The sequence below is a fragment of the Ensifer sp. SL37 genome, from assembly GCF_026672675.1.
Lineage (GTDB): Bacteria > Pseudomonadota > Alphaproteobacteria > Rhizobiales > Rhizobiaceae > Ensifer > Ensifer adhaerens.
The window spans coordinates 457,443-471,551 of record NZ_JAPPRN010000006.1 but is presented as its reverse complement, the minus strand read 5'-3'; the positions used below and the strand labels follow the sequence as shown (position 1 = coordinate 471,551).

Here is a 14,109-nt window from a genome sequence, read left to right as displayed (position 1 = left end):
TTGATTGAAGTTAGCGCAACCCAAGATTATCGCAACCATAGGCGGTGGCTGTCTGCGATGCTCAAGAAGTGTTGAAGACCGCGTCCTTTCGCAAAACGCTCTTCGGGTTCAAGCTGCCACCTCTCCGAAACAGGCGAAGGAGCAGGGACATGTTGAATGCCATTTCACGCCGTGGCGTTGTCGCAATCATCCTGACGGGGCTTCTGGTTACCGGCGCCTATGCCCATCACGGATGGTCCTGGGCCGAGGCCGACCAGATCGAGCTCAAGGGCACCATCCGCGAGATCTCGATGGCGCCGCCGCATCCGACCTTACAGGTGGAGTCGTCCACGGATGGCATGTGGCACGTCGAACTCGGCAATCCCCGCCAGACGGAGCGCTCAGGCTTTGTCGAGGGATCGGCCAAGGCCGGTGACGAGATCATCGTTCTCGGCAACCGTTCGCTCGACCCGAACGAAAAGCGCATGAAGGCGGTGCGCATCACGGTCGCCGGCAAGACCTATGACATCTATCCGGAACGCATCCGGGCCGGTGGATGAGCGGCGCGGAACTCGTCGAGTGGATCGCCGGCTGGCCGGTGGGCGCGGCGCTCAGACGCTCGGCGATCCTCTATCTTGTGGTCAACGCGGCTCATATTCTCGCGATCGGCCTGCTCATCGGCGCGATCGTACCGCTTGATCTGAGGCTGCTCGGGCTTGTCGGTGATGCGCCCGTCGCGGTGCTTGGACCCTTTCTGGCGCAAGCGGCTGCGATCGGCCTGGCGATCGCGATCGTCACCGGCTTTTGCCTCTTCAGCGTGAGGCCTTCGGCCTATCTCGCCAATCCGGCGTTTCTGACCAAGCTCGCGCTGCTGGCAATCGGAACGCTCAATGCACTGTCGGTCCGCGCGGGTACGGCCTGGTCGGTCGCGCGCGCAGGGGGAGCGGTTGCGTTGCGCCTGCGTGCGCAGGCGCTTGCCTCCTTGGTCACATGGCTGGGTGCTCTGCTCGCCGGCCGCTGGATCGGCTTTCTCTGACGCTGATCCTATCGCTCGCCTGCCGTTCTCCACGCGGGAAGGGCAGGCTCCTGTTCGACCGTTCTTCCTCGCACGAACTGCAGCGTTGTCTCGGCCACGCGTTGGCCGAGATGACTTGCCGTCTCAAGATCGGATGGTGGCGGCGCCAGATCGGCGCCCTGGTCGACATAGGACTGGGCGCCGGCGCCCAGCCAGAAGCCAAGCCGGTTGAGATCGTCAGGTGATCCTTTGGTCGAGTGGTTGGCCGGTGGTAGGTCGAGGTTGATCCAGTGCATGCCATGCTGGGCAGCAAAGAGAGCAAGTTGCATCAGCGTCGCGAGTTTATCGCCCGAGGCGGTTCCCGAGTTGGTGAAACCGGCAGCAAACTTGTTTTTCCAAAGGTAGCCCTTGGCCATCACGGCACTGGAACTCGCTTCCTGAAATGACTTGAACGCGGCTGACTGGCCTCCGACATAGGTCGGCGTGCCGAAAATGATCGCCTCGGCCGAGCGGAGATCGTTCCACCGTGCCGGTGCATCCTCAACCGCTAGGAGCAGACCTTGTGCGCCGTCGACGCGCTCGATACCGGCTTTAACAGCCTTGGCCTGGCGTGCCGTGTGCCCGTATCCGCTGTGGTAGATGACGGCAATGCATATGTTGCTCATGGTTTGGTCTCCTATGGTTTGGTGTTGGGCCTGCCGAGCGAGTAGAGGCACGCGCCTTCGGCGCGTGGCAGGTTAAGTTTGTTTGGAGCAGGGGCGATCAGCAGAGCTGTCGGCTCTGGTGCCTGCGCGCGGGGGCGCGATCGTTAGGGCGCGGTCACCCGTCGCTCAATGAACGGCCGGAGCATCGAGATATGTCAGCGCTTCTGGGAGGTGTTTTAGCTTGTCCGGATTGCGCGTGACATAGATGACGGTGATTCTATCCCGCTCGATCTCGATCGCGGTGGTCTGCAGGACCCCGTCTTCGATGGTGATAAAGCCAGGCAGCCCATTGATGAACTCGTAACGCACGAGCCGCGACATCGCCCGGGCAAAGATCAGCCTCAGCGAGGCGTGCAGCATTATCACCTCGTCTATTCCGACGATCGGCCGTCTTGGCGCCACTGTCTTGCCGCCGCCGTCGGCATAGACGATCGCGCCGGTCGCAAGCAGCGAACGAAGCTTGTGCAAATCGCCGCCACGGGAAGCGGCAAAGAAGGCGGCGGCGATTTCCATGCCCTGTTCCCGTGGCATCGCAAATCGGCGGCGGGTCTCGCGGACATTGACACGGGCACGGCTGGCCAGTTGACGGCAGGTTGCTGCCTTGCGGCCGAGCGTCTCGCCGATTTCGTCGAAGCTGACACCGAAGACGTCGTGCAGCAGGAAGGCCGCTCGTTCCAGCGGCGACAGGCGTTCCAGTGCCATCATCAGAGGCAGGGTAATGTCGTCTAGTTCGTCGCACTGCTCGACGACCGGTTCCGGCAGCCATGGCCCGAGGTAGGTTTCGCGCCGCCGCCGTGCCGACTTCAACTGGTTGAGGCAAAGGCGTGTCACGATCCGGCCCAGAAACGCCGATGGTTCTTTGACGGCCGCACGGTCGGCGTTCAGCCAGCGCAGGAATGCTTCCTGTACGACATCTTCGGCTTCGCTGACGGAGCCCAGCATGCGATAGGCGAGGCGGATCAGTCGCGGGCGTACCGCGCCGAAGGTCGTTCTGACGTCTTCGTCGGTCATCCCGGCCATCACGCGCCCCGCTGCGATATGGCGCGGCCGGCCCCGAAATGGCTAGCGCGCACACGGGGCCATGATGGCATCACCGCTGCGGCGGTCCCATGCGGATCGGGCTTCGCTGTCATCTTCGTCTCCTTCATCTCAAGCACTCGAGAAGACAAGACAAGATAACACCGGCGAATGTGACATGCGGCTGTCGGTCGCCGGCAAAAAAGTTCGCCTTGCGGCGAACTATCTGTCGCTGACCTGCCAGCGCGGGTTGATCCACGGTTCCTGGTTCGATCTGGCGAGGGGCTGCTTGCCGAGAATGTGGTCGGCCGCCTTCTCGCCGGTCATGATCGACGGGCTGTTCAAGTTGCCGTAGGTCACGTGCGGGAAGATCGAGCTGTCGGCGACACGAAGGCCTTCGACACCGATGACGCGGGTCTCCGGATCGACCACCGCCATCGGGTCGTCCTTGGCACCCATCCGGCAGGTGCCGCAGGGGTGGTAGGCGCTTTCCAGATGCTCGCGCAGGAACGCGTCGATCTGTTCGTCCGACTGGACTTTCTCGCCCGGCTGGATCTCCGGACCGCGGTAGTGGTCGAAGGCTTTCTGGCCGAAGATCTCGCGGGTGAGGCGCACGCAGTGGCGGAACTTCTCCCAGTCCTCCGGGTGGCTCATATAGTTGAAGCGGATGACGGGGTCGGCCATCGGATCGGAGGAGCGCAGCGTGACGTTGCCGCGCGACTTCGAGAGGTTGTAGCCGACATGCACCTGGAAGCCGTGGGTGTTGGCGGCCGCCTTGCCGTCGTAGCTGATCGCCACCGGCAGGAAGTGGTACTGAATATCTGGCTGCTTGACGCCGGGGGCCGAGCGCAGGAAGGCGCAGGCCTCGAACTGGTTGGAGATGCCGAGGCCCTTCTTGAAGAACAGCCACTGCGCGCCGGCAACGCCCTGCCAGAACCAGGGCAGCCAGGAATAGAGCGACACGGGCTTGGTCGAAATCTGCTGGAAATAGAACTCCATATGGTCCTGCAGGTTTGCGCCGACGCCTGGTCGGTCAACCTTCACCTCGATACCCATGTCCTTCAGGTGCTCGGCTGGGCCGATGCCCGAGAGCATCAAGAGCTTCGGCGAATTGAACGAGGAGGCCGAGACGACGACCTCACGGTTGGCCTTGACGACCTCGATCTTGCCGCCGCGCTCGATCTCGACCCCGGTCGCTCGGCCGTTCTCGATGATGATCCGACGGGCGAAGCAACGCACGAGCGACACGTTCTGCCGCTTCATCGCCGGCTTCAGATAGGCGTTTGCCGCCGACCAGCGCCGGCCCTGCCAGACGGTCTGCTCCATCAGCCCGAAGCCTTCCTGCTTCGAGCCGTTATAGTCATCGGTGAGTTCGAAGCCGGCTTGCTGGCCGGCCTCGATAAAGGCATGGAACAGCGGATTGTGGACCGGGCCGCGTTTAACGTGCAGCGGTCCGTCGGTTCCGCGCCAGCCGGCTTCGCCGCCGTGGCTGTTTTCCATGCGCTTGAAATAGGGCAGCACATCCGCATAGGCCCAGCCGCGCGCGCCGAGTTCTTCCCAGCGGTTGAAGTCTTCCGCATGGCCGCGCACATAGACGAGACCATTGATCGAAGAGGAACCGCCGATCACCTTGCCGCGCGGCGCGGTGATGCGGCGGTTGTTGAGGTTCGGCTCAGGCTCAGACAGATAGCCCCAGTTATAGCGCTTCATGCTCATCGGCCAGGCAAGCGCTGCCGGCATCTGGATGAACGGCCCCGCATCCGTTCCGCCATATTCCAGTACCAGGACGGTATTCTTGCCGTCTTCTGAGAGGCGATAGGCGAGCGCCGAGCCGGCGGAGCCGGAGCCGATGATGATGTAATCTGCCTGCATAAGCGTCGTCTTTCTTTTAATCGTTGCCCCTCGGCATGCCTCTCATCCGCAGTGACGGGATGCGCCGCTCATACGCACGGTGAGGGATCCCCCCCCCCCCTCATCCGGCTGCCGCCACCTTCTCCCCGCAGGCGGGGAGAAGGAAAACGCGGATATGTCTTGCTCCCTCTCTGACGTCCCTATGCGTTGCCGCGTGTGGTCTGGCGAGCAGGCCTCGTCCCCTCTCCCCGCGAGCGGGGAGAGGGCTAGGGGGGCGGCCGCAGCCCCAATACTCAATACGGCGCCTGCACCGGCCCCATGCCGACATAAACGGTCTTCAGCTCGCTATAATGGTTGAGCGCCGCGACCGAATTCTCGCGGCCGAAGCCGGATTGCTTGGAGCCGCCGAAGGGGATTTCCACCGGGCAGAGATTGTAGGTGTTGATCCACAGCGTACCGGCCTCCAGCTGGTCGACGACGCGGTGGGCGCGGGTAATGTCGGCGGTGAAAACGCCGGCCGAAAGGCCGAATTCGGTGGCATTGGCGCGGGCGATCACCTCGGCCTCGTCGTCGAAGTCGAGCACGCACATGACAGGCCCGAAGATTTCCTCGCGCGCGATCGTCATGCCGTCGGTGACGTCGGCAAAGACCGTCGGCTGGATATAAGTGCCTTCACTGTTCACGGCGTTCGGGATGCCGCCACCGGTCACCAGTCGCGCACCTTCGGCCTTGCCCTTCTCGATATAGGAAAAGACCTTGTCGCGCTGTGGCGCCGAGACCATCGGCCCGAGCTGCGTTGCCTCGTCCATCGGGTCGCCGATGACGATCGCCTCGGTGCGGGCTTTGAGCCGCGTCAGGAACTGTTCCTTGATGCCCTTGTGCACGAAGACGCGGGTGCCGTTCGAGCAGACCTGGCCGGTCGAATAGAAGTTGCCGAGCATGGCGCCGCCGATGGCGCTTTCGAGGTCGGCGTCGTCAAAGACGATCAGCGGCGACTTGCCGCCAAGCTCCATGGTGACGTGCTTGAGTTCGGCCGCTGCTGCACCCGCCACCTTCTTGCCGGTCGGGACCGAGCCGGTCAGCGACACCTTGGCGACGTCAGGATGGTTGACGAGCAGGGGCCCGGTGGTGCGATCGCCCTGGATGACATTGTAGAGGCCCTTCGGCAGGCCGGCTTCGACGAGAATTTCGGCGATCTTCAGGGCGCCGAGCGGCGTGTTTTCCGAGGGCTTGAAGACCATGGCGTTGCCGGCGGCAAGCGCCGGTGCGCCCTTCCAGCAGGCGATCTGCTGCGGATAGTTCCAGGCGCCGATGCCGACGCATACGCCGAGCGGCACGCGCTTGGTGTAGGCGAAGTCGCCACCGAGCGGGATGTAGTCGCCATTGAGGGCGGTGGCGATGACACCGCCGAAGAACTCGAAACTGTCGGCGCCGGAGGTCGGATCCGCGACGATCGTCTCCTGGATCGGCTTGCCGGTGTCGAGCGTTTCGAGCTCGGAGAGCTCGCGGTTGCGCTCGCGCATGATCTCGGCGGCGCGCTTAAGGACCCGGCCGCGCGCCGTCGGGCTCATAGCCGCCCATTCCGGCTGGGCGCGCTTGGCAGCGGCAATCGCCTTTTCGACGATCGCCGGCGTTGCCGCATGCAGCCGGGCGATCACTTCGCCGGTCGCCGGGTAGATGCTCTCGATGACAGTGCCTTCGATGTCCTCGACATATTCGCCGTCGATGAAGTGCGAGGCTTGCGGTTGGGCTTTCATGTCATTCTCCCCGCGGATAGCGTTTGGATTCCTCGAGATTGTCGAGGTTCATATGGTTGCGCATGTAGCGCTCGGATGCCTTCTGCAGCGGCTGGTGATCCCAGGGGTAATAGGCGCCGTTCCTGAGCGCCTCATAGACCACCCAGCGCCTGGCCTGGCTTTCACGCACGGCGGCATCGAAGGCCTCCATGTCCCAATGGGCGGCGCACATGTCCTGGAACGCCTGCAGGGTTGCCGCCTGTACCGGCGTTTCGGGCTTGGCAGCGAGGTTTGTCAGTTCCAGCGGATCCGCTTCGAGATCGTAGAGCTGGTCGGGATCGAGCGCACAGTGGATGTATTTCCATTTGCCTTCGCGGATGGCTACGAGCGGCGCGTAGGAGGCTTCCGCCGCATATTCCATCAGCACCGGCTCTGAGCGCTCCTCGCCGTTGATCATGGGCACCAGGCTGATGCCATCGGTCCAGGGCTTGACCTCGTCCATGGTAATGCCGGCGAGGTCGGCAAGCGTCGGCGTCACGTCGAGATTGGAGGTCGGCGCCAGATGCAGGCCGGCTGCGACGCCGGGGCCGGCGACCATCAGCGGCACGCGGGCAGAACCCTCAAAGAAGTTCATCTTGAACCACAGGCCGCGCTCGCCGAGCATGTCGCCGTGATCCGAGCAGAAGAGGATCAGCGTGTCGTCGAGCATGCGGGTGCGCGTCAACGTATCCAGAAGTGCGCCGACCTTTTCGTCAAGATAGGAAATGTTGGCGAAATAGGCGCGGCGCGAGCGGCGGATGTTGTCTTCCGTCAGGTCAAAATTGACGTAGTCGCAGGAATGCATGATGCGCTTGGAATGCGGATCCTGCCGGTCGTCCGGCAGCATGCCGACCTCGGGCAACAGATGCTCGCAATCCTCGTAGAGGTCCCAGAACTTCTTTCGCGCCACGTAAGGGTCGTGCGGGTGGGTGAACGAGACCGTCAGGCACCAGGGGCGGCGCTCCGCGTCGTCGTTTTCGCGCGACAGCTGGTAGAGCTTCTGGTTGGCAAGGAAGGCGACCTCGTCGTCATATTCCATCTGGTTGGTGATCTCGGCGACGCCGGCGCCGGTGACCGAGCCGAGATTGTGGTACCACCAGTCGATGCGCTCGCCGGGCTTGCGATAGTCTGGCGTCCAGCCGAAATCGGCCGGGTAGATGTCGGTCGTCAGCCGTTCCTCGAAGCCGTGCAGCTGGTCCGGGCCGACGAAATGCATCTTGCCCGACAGCGCCGTGTAGTAGCCGGCGCGGCGCAGGTGGTGTGCATAGGTCGGGATCGACGACTGGTACTCGGCGGCGTTGTCGTAGACGCGGGTGCGGCTCGGCAGTTGCCCGGCCATGAACGAGGCGCGGGCAGGGGCGCAGAGCGGCGACGAGGTGTAATTGTTGCGGAACCGGGCCGAGCGGGCGGCGAGTGCCTTCAGGTGCGGCGCATGCAGGAACGCGGCCGGTCCGTCGGGAAAGAACGTTCCGTTCAGCTGGTCGACCATGATGATCAGGATGTTCGGTCTTGCGGTCATGCGGCCGTTCCCTGGAATGTGAGCCGATCGATGTGCGAGGTGACATAGTCTTCGGTAAGCGCGATCGAAGCTTCGATGCTGATCGGCGCGGAGCGCAGACTCTGGCGGATATAGAGCCCGTCGATCATCGCAGCTGCGCCTTCGGCAATGCGTTCCGCGTCATCATCGGCACAAAGCGTCTTGAGGCTCGCCAGCAGATTGGATCGCAGGCGCCGGGCATAGACCACGAGCAGCCGCCGCACCTCTTCCGAGCGCTGCGCTTCCGAGTAAAAGGCAAGCCAGGCGGCGATCGTATCAGGGGCGAACTGGCTTGCCTGGAAGGAGACGCGGATGAGCGCGCTCAGCCTTTCGCGCGGGCCTGCCACGGTGCGGAGCGCCGTCACCGTGTCGTCGCGCAATTGCCTTAGAAGGCTGCGGATGGTCTCGATCAGCAATTGTTCCTTGCTGCCGAAATAGTGGTGGGCAAGGGCAGGGGAAACGCCGGCGTGGCGGGCGATCTCGGACATGGTGACGGCAAGCGTGCCCTGATCGCCGATCACGCGCAGCGCTGCGTCGACCAGCGCCTTGCGGCGCACCGGTTCCATCCCGACCTTTGGCATCCGTCTCTCCCTTGACGATGATCAGTCTATTTTTGATTGACTCATCAATCAATAAAAATCGACTGTGTTTTCACTTTCCTTTTGTGCAGAAATCCGGCTCAATCCCCGCGTTAGCGATCTCGCGTTGCAAAGGACTGGAGGTTGAGATGACCCACGCATTCGATCGAGCCGACAAGTCAGCGGTTGCCGGTAAATGGGGGTGGTTCGTCGCCCTCGGCGTGCTGTTGATCATGTGCGGCGGCCTTGCCTTCGGCAATCTGCTGATGGCGACGGTCGCGTCCGTCTATTATGTCGGGATCATCATGCTGGTCGGCGGGCTGTTCAATCTCGCCCACGCCTTTCAGGTAAAGGGCTGGGACAGCGTGCTCTACTGGGGCCTGAGCGGCGCCTGCTATACGATCGCCGGCCTTTTTGCCTTCATCAATCCCGTGCTCGCCTCGTCCTTCCTCACCTTTATCATGGCGATCGCCTTGATCGTCGCGGGTTGCTTCCGCATCTGGGTTGGCCTGAAGCTCAGGCCGCTGCAGGGCTGGGGCTGGGTTGCACTCGGCGGTCTGGTCACGCTTGTGGCCGGCCTGATCATCGCTGCCGGCTGGCCGGTCAACAGCCTCTGGATCCTCGGCCTGTTTCTCGCCGTCGACCTCGTCATGCAGGGCTTGTCGCTGATCGCCTTCGGCGTTCTGGCCAAGGGCTGAGTTTAGCGCGAGGTGCTGCCGAGCAGCGCCTCGAGCAGCCGGAGCAGATCGCCGCGAAGATCGGCAAGACCGTTTGCAGCGAGCGCCTCAAGTCCGATCAGCGCGCCGTAGAGCGCGCTGGCGCCGCTGTGGCTCTCACTTGACGAAAATCCGCAATGACCGAGCAGGTCGGCAATGTAGCCAAGGCGGCGTTCGTCGACGGACTTAAGGGTTATGGCGGCCATGGTGTCGAAGCGCGCCCATTCGCGGACCGCGCCGTCCGTCAGCAAGCCGCCATAGGGAAGGCTGCGTTCGTCGGTCGCGGCATGCACCAACAACCGCAATCGCTCCTGCGCCGTTACTTCCACGGCTTCGATTTCCGCGATGATCGCGTCTGTCGCTTCGCGCGCCCAATGGGCTAACATCTTTGCCTTAAGATCCGGCACATCCTTGAAATGCCAATAGAAGGAGCCCTTGCTCACCTTCAGGTCGCGGGCGATCGCCTCGGCCCGGATCGCCTGCACGCCGCCGGTCGTCAGTGCGCGGAAGGCGGCCTTGATCCAATCATCGCTCGTGAGGGTACTTTTTGTCGTCATAGCCTTCCATACGTCAGCGTATTGACTGATGCAACCAGGTCGCGTACATACGCTGCCGTATGGTGAAGATTGGAGGCGAAGGCATGAGCAAATGGCTTCTGGCAGCGGGCATCCTGTCCCTGGCGACATCGGGCATTCATCTCTTTGCCGGCGGGCCGGAGGTGCATGTGCCTTTGCTTGCAAGCAGCCCCTCGGCGCTGCTTAAAACCTATGTCTCGCTTCTCTGGCACGCGACGAGCGCCATCCTCCTGATCAACAGTATCGCCCTGCTGTTTGCCGCCGTGAACGGGCGTTACCGTGCGCCGTTGGCCGCTGCGGTGATCGTGCAATATCTCGCCTATGCGGTGCTCTTCATCGGCTACGGGTTTGCCTATCTCGGTTCTCTCTCGACCACGCCGCAATGGGCGGCCTTTCTCCTCATGGCCGCGCTCGCGGCGATCGGCGTGCGGTCGGGCAAAGGGTCTCCGTCAACCGTAACCGCTTGAGGCGGTCCGCCCACAGGCAAGCAAGGAACCCATCATGTTGGCGGCAATCGCGATCCTGCTTTTCCTCGTTCTTTCCGGTATCGCCGGGCTGCATGCCTACTGGGCGTTCGGCGGACTTTGGCCCTGTGACGACGAAGAAACGCTTGTCCGCACGGTGGTCGGCACGAAGCACCGGTCGGCGATGCCGCCGGTCTGGCTGACGCTGGTCGTCGTCGTACTCCTCTTTGCGGCGGCGCTCCTGCCATTGTCCGTGACGCCCGTCTTTGCAGGGCTTTTGCCGCCGATCCTCGGCCATGGCGGCCTTGCGGGGCTTGCCGCCATCTTCGTCGCCCGTGGCCTCCTGGCCTTCACCACCGCGTTCCACCAACGCCACGGCACGGAGCCCTTCGTGACGCTCGACCGTCGCATCTACGGTCCGCTCTGCCTGGTCATCGGTGCCGGATACCTGACATTGCTCGTTCTCGTCTGAACCATCCTGGCGCGACGGTCAGGATGGGGCAGACGCCGACCGATCGCAGGACTTGCTCATGAAACTACTGATTTCATTAGAGTGTTTGCATCTGATTGGCGCAGTTGCGGCTGTCACATAGCTTTCATCAAAGCTTCATAATGGGGAAAGACTTCGTTGACGCTTGCTGGCCATGCTGCCGGCGTTCGACCGTCCGTCCCATATTTCTGGAGCCCGGCATGTCCGCCGCCCCCGCCGAAATTCTCTCGTTGCGCCGGTTTGGCGACGACCAGATCGTAACGCTCGCCAAGCTGGTGATCGAAACCGCCTTCCAGCCGATCGCAGAAGCGGCGACCGGCACCGTCTTCGGCTACGAATCCCTGATGCGCGGCTTTCAGAAACTCGGCTTTGCCTCGCCGCTGGAGCTGCTCGACAAGGCGGAAGAAGAAGGGCAGCTGCTGGCGCTCGAACACATGATCAACAGTCGCGCCGTCGCCGGCTTTGCGACGCTGCCCGATCATTCCGCACGCACGCTGTTCCTCAACTTCGACTCACGCCTCGTTGGCGGTGAAGGCGACATCGTCGAACGCCTCGTCAACCACTTGAAGCGCGCCAATATCGCCCCGTCGGCACTCTGTTTCGAGCTTTCCGAGCGCTTCGATGGCGGCAAGATACCGGATTTCTCGGCCCTCGTGCGTGATCTCCGGCTTGCCGGTTTCAAGCTGGCGATTGACGATTTCGGCGCCGGCTTCAACGGGCTGAAGCTGCTCTGCGACCAGCCGGTCGACTATGTGAAGATCGACAGACACTTCGTCTCGGGCATCGAGGCCGATGCCCGCAAGCGCCATCTCGTCCGCCACACGGTCAACACCGCCCATGTGCTCGGCACGCGGGTGATTGCCGAAGGTGTGGAGACGGAGGCGGAGTTTCTGACCTGTCGCGACCTCGGTTGCGATCTGGTGCAGGGTTATTACGTCGCCCGGCCGACGACGCATCTGAGCGAACTTCTGCCTGCCTATCCGCATCTCGACCATAGCGTCGCCAGCCGGCGGTCCTCGTCTTCGCTGGACGGCATCCTGATCCGCAAGCAGATCGAGCAACTGCCGACCGTTCGCGAAAGTGACGAACTCGATTCCGTCTTCGATCTCTTCCGGCGCAATCCGCGCCAGGGATTCTTCCCGGTCCTGAACGCCAATGGCGAGCCGCGCGGCATCCTGCACGAGTATCACGTCAAGGAGTTGATCTATCACCCTTTCGGCCGCGATCTCCTGAAGAACCGGATCTACCAGCGGCGGATTTCGCACTTCGCCAGCCCGGCGCCGATTGCCGATCTCGACACGCCGGCGGATGAAATGCTGAAGATCTTCGCCGGCATGGACGGCAGCGATTGCCTGATCCTGACGGAGAACATGCGCTACGCCGGCACGCTCTCGGCCTCGTCGCTCTTGAAGATTATCAACGAAAAACAATTGAAGATGGCCCAGGAGCAGAATCCGCTGACGGGTCTGCCCGGCAACCGCGCCATCCGCGACTATGTCCAGGACGCGATCCTCGACGGCGATCATGCGCGTTACTTCTGCTATTGCGATTTCGACGACTTCAAGCCCTTCAACGATACCTACGGTTTCCAGAAGGGCGATCTCGCGATCACGCTCTTTGCCGCCCTGCTGCGCCGCCATTTCATCGGCGAGGAGAAATTCCTCGGCCATGTCGGCGGCGACGACTTCTTCGTCGGTGTCAGCGGCTGTTCGGTCGAGGAGCTGGAAGCGGTGCTGAACCGCCTGCTCGACGATTTTCGCTCCGACGTAGGCCAGCTCTATTCGCCAGAGCATCAGGCGGAGGGCCGCATCAGCGGCTACGGCCGTGACGGCTCGGCGAAGGATTTTCCGCTGATGCGCTGCTCGATCGCCGTCCTTGGGCTGCCCGAAGGCTTTGTTTTCTCCGACGCCCAGGCCGTCAGCGCCCGCATCGCCGAGATCAAGTCGCGCGCCAAGGCGAGCGATACCGGTCTTGTCATGGATGCACTCGGCGGCTGAGCTGCGCTTTCGACGGCCGGTCGTTCGACAATCAGCCTTTTCGCCTCGCGTTTCCGGCGCTACCTATGCGCCTTGAGAATTCGCGAGGTAGTGCCATGTCTCTTCCATTGGAAATGCAATTCGTCGACCTTCCAGCCCCGGGCGGGCCTGAAAACATGGTGCTCGCGAAGGGGCCGTTGCCAGAGCTCAAGCCGGGCGACATCCTCGTTCGGGTGGAGGCGGCGGGCATCAACCGTCCTGACGTTTTGCAGCGCAAGGGCGACTATCCGCCGCCGCCGGGCGCAAGCCCGATCCTCGGCCTGGAAGTGGCGGGCGAAGTCGTGGCGCTCGGCGAGGGGGCTCAAGGTTTCCGGATCGGCGACAAGGTCTGCGCGCTCGCCAATGGCGGCGGCTATGCGGAATATACGGCGGTGCCCGCGACCCAGGCGTTCGCCTGGCCTAGGGGTTATGACGCCGTGAAGGCGGCCGCCCTGCCGGAAACCTTCTTCACCGTCTGGGCCAATGTCTTCGATATGGCCGGGCTGAAAGCGGGCGAAACCATCCTCATCCATGGCGGCTCCAGCGGCATCGGCACGACGGCGATCCAGCTCGCCAAGGCCTTCGGCGCCGAGGTCTTCGTCACCGCCGGCAGCGCCGAGAAATGCCGCGCCTGCGAAGCGCTCGGCGCCAAGCGCGCGATCAACTATCGCGACGAGGACTTCAAGACGGTCGTTCTCGAAGAGACCGGCGGGCGTGGCGTCGATGTCATTCTCGACATGGTCGGCGGCCGCTATTTCGACCGCAACATCGGTTCGCTCGCCAAGGACGGCCGTCTGTCGATCATCGCCTTCCTCGGCGGCGCCAAGGTTGAAGGGGCGAACATCGCGCCGATCCTGACCAAGCGGCTGCATGTCATGGGCTCGGCCTTACGTCCGCGCACGGCGGCGGAAAAGCAGGCGATCCGCGACGGTCTGGTTGAGAAGGTCTGGCCGCTGCTGGAAACTGGCAAGGTCGCGCCGGTCATCCATTCCGTCCTGCCCTTCAGCGCGGTTGCCGACGGCCATCGCCAGATGGAGCAGGGCGACCATGTCGGCAAGATCATCATGTCCCTGTGATCGGAACGATCGTCAGGCCTGTGATCGGCGGCGAAGAGGAAAACGATCTTCGACCATCGTCGCCCTTGTAATCGCTGGTGGATCGCTTACCTTCAAATCATCAGCAACGAACAGAAAGGAAGGTGGTCCAATGTCTAATGAGATTTCGGTCTTGGTGAAGGGCATGGAAGAGGTGAAGGTGTCGAGGCAGCCCTCGGCATAATCCCCGCCTTCCTTCGGGTCTGAAAGCCCGGGCCAGTCATACGGCCAAAACTCATGGAAGGGTCGCCTCGCGCGGCCCTTTTCCATTTTTAGCACTTGGCTCAGCATCAAGCCTC

General features: G+C 62.8%; 15 protein-coding genes. 7 read left to right on the top strand and 8 right to left on the bottom strand.

Annotation, left to right across the window (positions count from 1 at the left end; genetic code table 11):
• Positions 1–149 precede the first annotated feature (149 nt).
• Positions 150–539 carry a DUF6152 family protein gene (locus OVA00_RS14505; RefSeq protein WP_034789195.1) on the top strand — a complete coding sequence of 130 codons (390 nt, stop codon included), beginning with the start codon at positions 150–152 and terminating at the stop codon, positions 537–539.
• Complete coding sequence (locus tag OVA00_RS14500; protein WP_090294736.1) at positions 536–1,015, top strand: DUF6644 family protein; 480 nt, start codon at positions 536–538, stop codon at positions 1,013–1,015. Before OVA00_RS14505 ends, OVA00_RS14500 begins: the two co-directional genes overlap by 4 nt.
• Positions 1,016–1,023: 8 nt before the next feature.
• Here OVA00_RS14500 and OVA00_RS14495 read toward each other — a convergent pair whose 3' ends face one another.
• The 6 genes from OVA00_RS14495 to betI form a co-directional block, all read right to left on the bottom strand.
• Positions 1,024–1,659 (bottom strand): flavodoxin family protein, encoded by a 636-nt coding sequence (locus OVA00_RS14495; protein WP_089043836.1) that lies wholly within the window; start codon positions 1,657–1,659, stop codon positions 1,024–1,026.
• A gap of 165 nt (positions 1,660–1,824) precedes the next feature.
• Entirely contained in the window at positions 1,825–2,718 is an 894-nt protein-coding gene (locus OVA00_RS14490) for a sigma-70 family RNA polymerase sigma factor (RefSeq protein ID WP_113294585.1), read from the bottom strand.
• A gap of 219 nt (positions 2,719–2,937) precedes the next feature.
• Complete coding sequence (gene betA, locus OVA00_RS14485) at positions 2,938–4,587, bottom strand: choline dehydrogenase (RefSeq protein WP_060603925.1); 1,650 nt, start codon at positions 4,585–4,587, stop codon at positions 2,938–2,940.
• 272 nt (positions 4,588–4,859) lie between these two features.
• Positions 4,860–6,323, bottom strand: coding sequence for a betaine-aldehyde dehydrogenase (gene betB, locus OVA00_RS14480; RefSeq protein WP_060584210.1), 1,464 nt, complete (start codon positions 6,321–6,323; stop codon positions 4,860–4,862).
• 1 nt (position 6,324) lies between these two features.
• Complete coding sequence (gene betC, locus OVA00_RS14475) at positions 6,325–7,860, bottom strand: choline-sulfatase (protein ID WP_268089232.1); 1,536 nt, start codon at positions 7,858–7,860, stop codon at positions 6,325–6,327.
• Entirely contained in the window at positions 7,857–8,459 is a 603-nt protein-coding gene (gene betI, locus OVA00_RS14470; protein ID WP_134886160.1) for a transcriptional regulator BetI, read from the bottom strand. The genes betC and betI overlap by 4 nt, the downstream gene beginning before the upstream one ends.
• A 146-nt stretch (positions 8,460–8,605) precedes the next feature.
• Here betI and OVA00_RS14465 point away from each other — a divergent pair, with 146 nt between their 5' ends.
• On the top strand, positions 8,606–9,154 hold the full coding sequence (locus OVA00_RS14465; RefSeq protein ID WP_034789210.1) for an HdeD family acid-resistance protein: 549 nt from the start codon (positions 8,606–8,608) through the stop codon (positions 9,152–9,154).
• 2 nt (positions 9,155–9,156) lie between these two features.
• On the opposite strand, the gene OVA00_RS14460 is transcribed toward OVA00_RS14465, so the two are convergent.
• Positions 9,157–9,729, bottom strand: a complete 573-nt coding sequence (locus tag OVA00_RS14460) for a TetR/AcrR family transcriptional regulator (RefSeq protein WP_268089231.1) — start codon at positions 9,727–9,729, stop codon at positions 9,157–9,159.
• An 83-nt stretch (positions 9,730–9,812) separates the two neighbouring features.
• Between OVA00_RS14460 and OVA00_RS14455 the strand changes: the two genes are divergently transcribed.
• The 4 genes from OVA00_RS14455 (at position 9,813) to OVA00_RS14440 (ending at position 13,792) form a co-directional block, all read left to right on the top strand.
• A complete protein-coding gene (locus OVA00_RS14455; protein WP_162770763.1) occupies positions 9,813–10,214 on the top strand; it encodes a hypothetical protein in 402 nt (133 codons plus the stop codon).
• Positions 10,215–10,248: 34 nt separating this feature from the next.
• Positions 10,249–10,683, top strand: a complete 435-nt coding sequence (locus tag OVA00_RS14450) for a DUF3995 domain-containing protein (protein WP_051659152.1) — start codon at positions 10,249–10,251, stop codon at positions 10,681–10,683.
• 218 nt (positions 10,684–10,901) lie between these two features.
• Positions 10,902–12,698: a GGDEF domain-containing protein gene (locus OVA00_RS14445; RefSeq protein WP_268089230.1), complete on the top strand. Its 1,797-nt coding sequence runs from the start codon at positions 10,902–10,904 to the stop codon at positions 12,696–12,698.
• Positions 12,699–12,793: 95 nt separating this feature from the next.
• Positions 12,794–13,792 (top strand): NAD(P)H-quinone oxidoreductase, encoded by a 999-nt coding sequence (locus OVA00_RS14440; protein ID WP_268089229.1) that lies wholly within the window; start codon positions 12,794–12,796, stop codon positions 13,790–13,792.
• 12 nt (positions 13,793–13,804) lie between these two features.
• Here the strand turns inward: OVA00_RS14440 and OVA00_RS14435 are convergent, their stop codons facing one another.
• Entirely contained in the window at positions 13,805–14,101 is a 297-nt protein-coding gene (locus tag OVA00_RS14435; protein ID WP_060603948.1) for a hypothetical protein, read from the bottom strand.
• Positions 14,102–14,109: the final 8 nt, after the last annotated feature.

What these genes read in the sequence shown, in the direction of transcription:
- OVA00_RS14505 (WP_034789195.1), top strand. Translation starts at nt 150, where the DNA reads ATGTTGAATGCCATTTCACGCCGTGGCGTTGTCGCAATCATCCTGACG.
- OVA00_RS14500 (WP_090294736.1), top strand. Translation starts at nt 536, where the DNA reads ATGAGCGGCGCGGAACTCGTCGAGTGGATCGCCGGCTGGCCGGTGGGC.
- OVA00_RS14495 (WP_089043836.1), bottom strand. Translation starts at nt 1,659, where the DNA reads ATGAGCAACATATGCATTGCCGTCATCTACCACAGCGGATACGGGCAC.
- OVA00_RS14490 (WP_113294585.1), bottom strand. Translation starts at nt 2,718, where the DNA reads ATGGCCGGGATGACCGACGAAGACGTCAGAACGACCTTCGGCGCGGTA.
- betA (WP_060603925.1), bottom strand. Translation starts at nt 4,587, where the DNA reads ATGCAGGCAGATTACATCATCATCGGCTCCGGCTCCGCCGGCTCGGCG.
- betB (WP_060584210.1), bottom strand. Translation starts at nt 6,323, where the DNA reads ATGAAAGCCCAACCGCAAGCCTCGCACTTCATCGACGGCGAATATGTC.
- betC (WP_268089232.1), bottom strand. Translation starts at nt 7,860, where the DNA reads ATGACCGCAAGACCGAACATCCTGATCATCATGGTCGACCAGCTGAAC.
- betI (WP_134886160.1), bottom strand. Translation starts at nt 8,459, where the DNA reads ATGCCAAAGGTCGGGATGGAACCGGTGCGCCGCAAGGCGCTGGTCGAC.
- OVA00_RS14465 (WP_034789210.1), top strand. Translation starts at nt 8,606, where the DNA reads ATGACCCACGCATTCGATCGAGCCGACAAGTCAGCGGTTGCCGGTAAA.
- OVA00_RS14460 (WP_268089231.1), bottom strand. Translation starts at nt 9,729, where the DNA reads ATGACGACAAAAAGTACCCTCACGAGCGATGATTGGATCAAGGCCGCC.
- OVA00_RS14455 (WP_162770763.1), top strand. Translation starts at nt 9,813, where the DNA reads ATGAGCAAATGGCTTCTGGCAGCGGGCATCCTGTCCCTGGCGACATCG.
- OVA00_RS14450 (WP_051659152.1), top strand. Translation starts at nt 10,249, where the DNA reads ATGTTGGCGGCAATCGCGATCCTGCTTTTCCTCGTTCTTTCCGGTATC.
- OVA00_RS14445 (WP_268089230.1), top strand. Translation starts at nt 10,902, where the DNA reads ATGTCCGCCGCCCCCGCCGAAATTCTCTCGTTGCGCCGGTTTGGCGAC.
- OVA00_RS14440 (WP_268089229.1), top strand. Translation starts at nt 12,794, where the DNA reads ATGTCTCTTCCATTGGAAATGCAATTCGTCGACCTTCCAGCCCCGGGC.
- OVA00_RS14435 (WP_060603948.1), bottom strand. Translation starts at nt 14,101, where the DNA reads ATGCTGAGCCAAGTGCTAAAAATGGAAAAGGGCCGCGCGAGGCGACCC.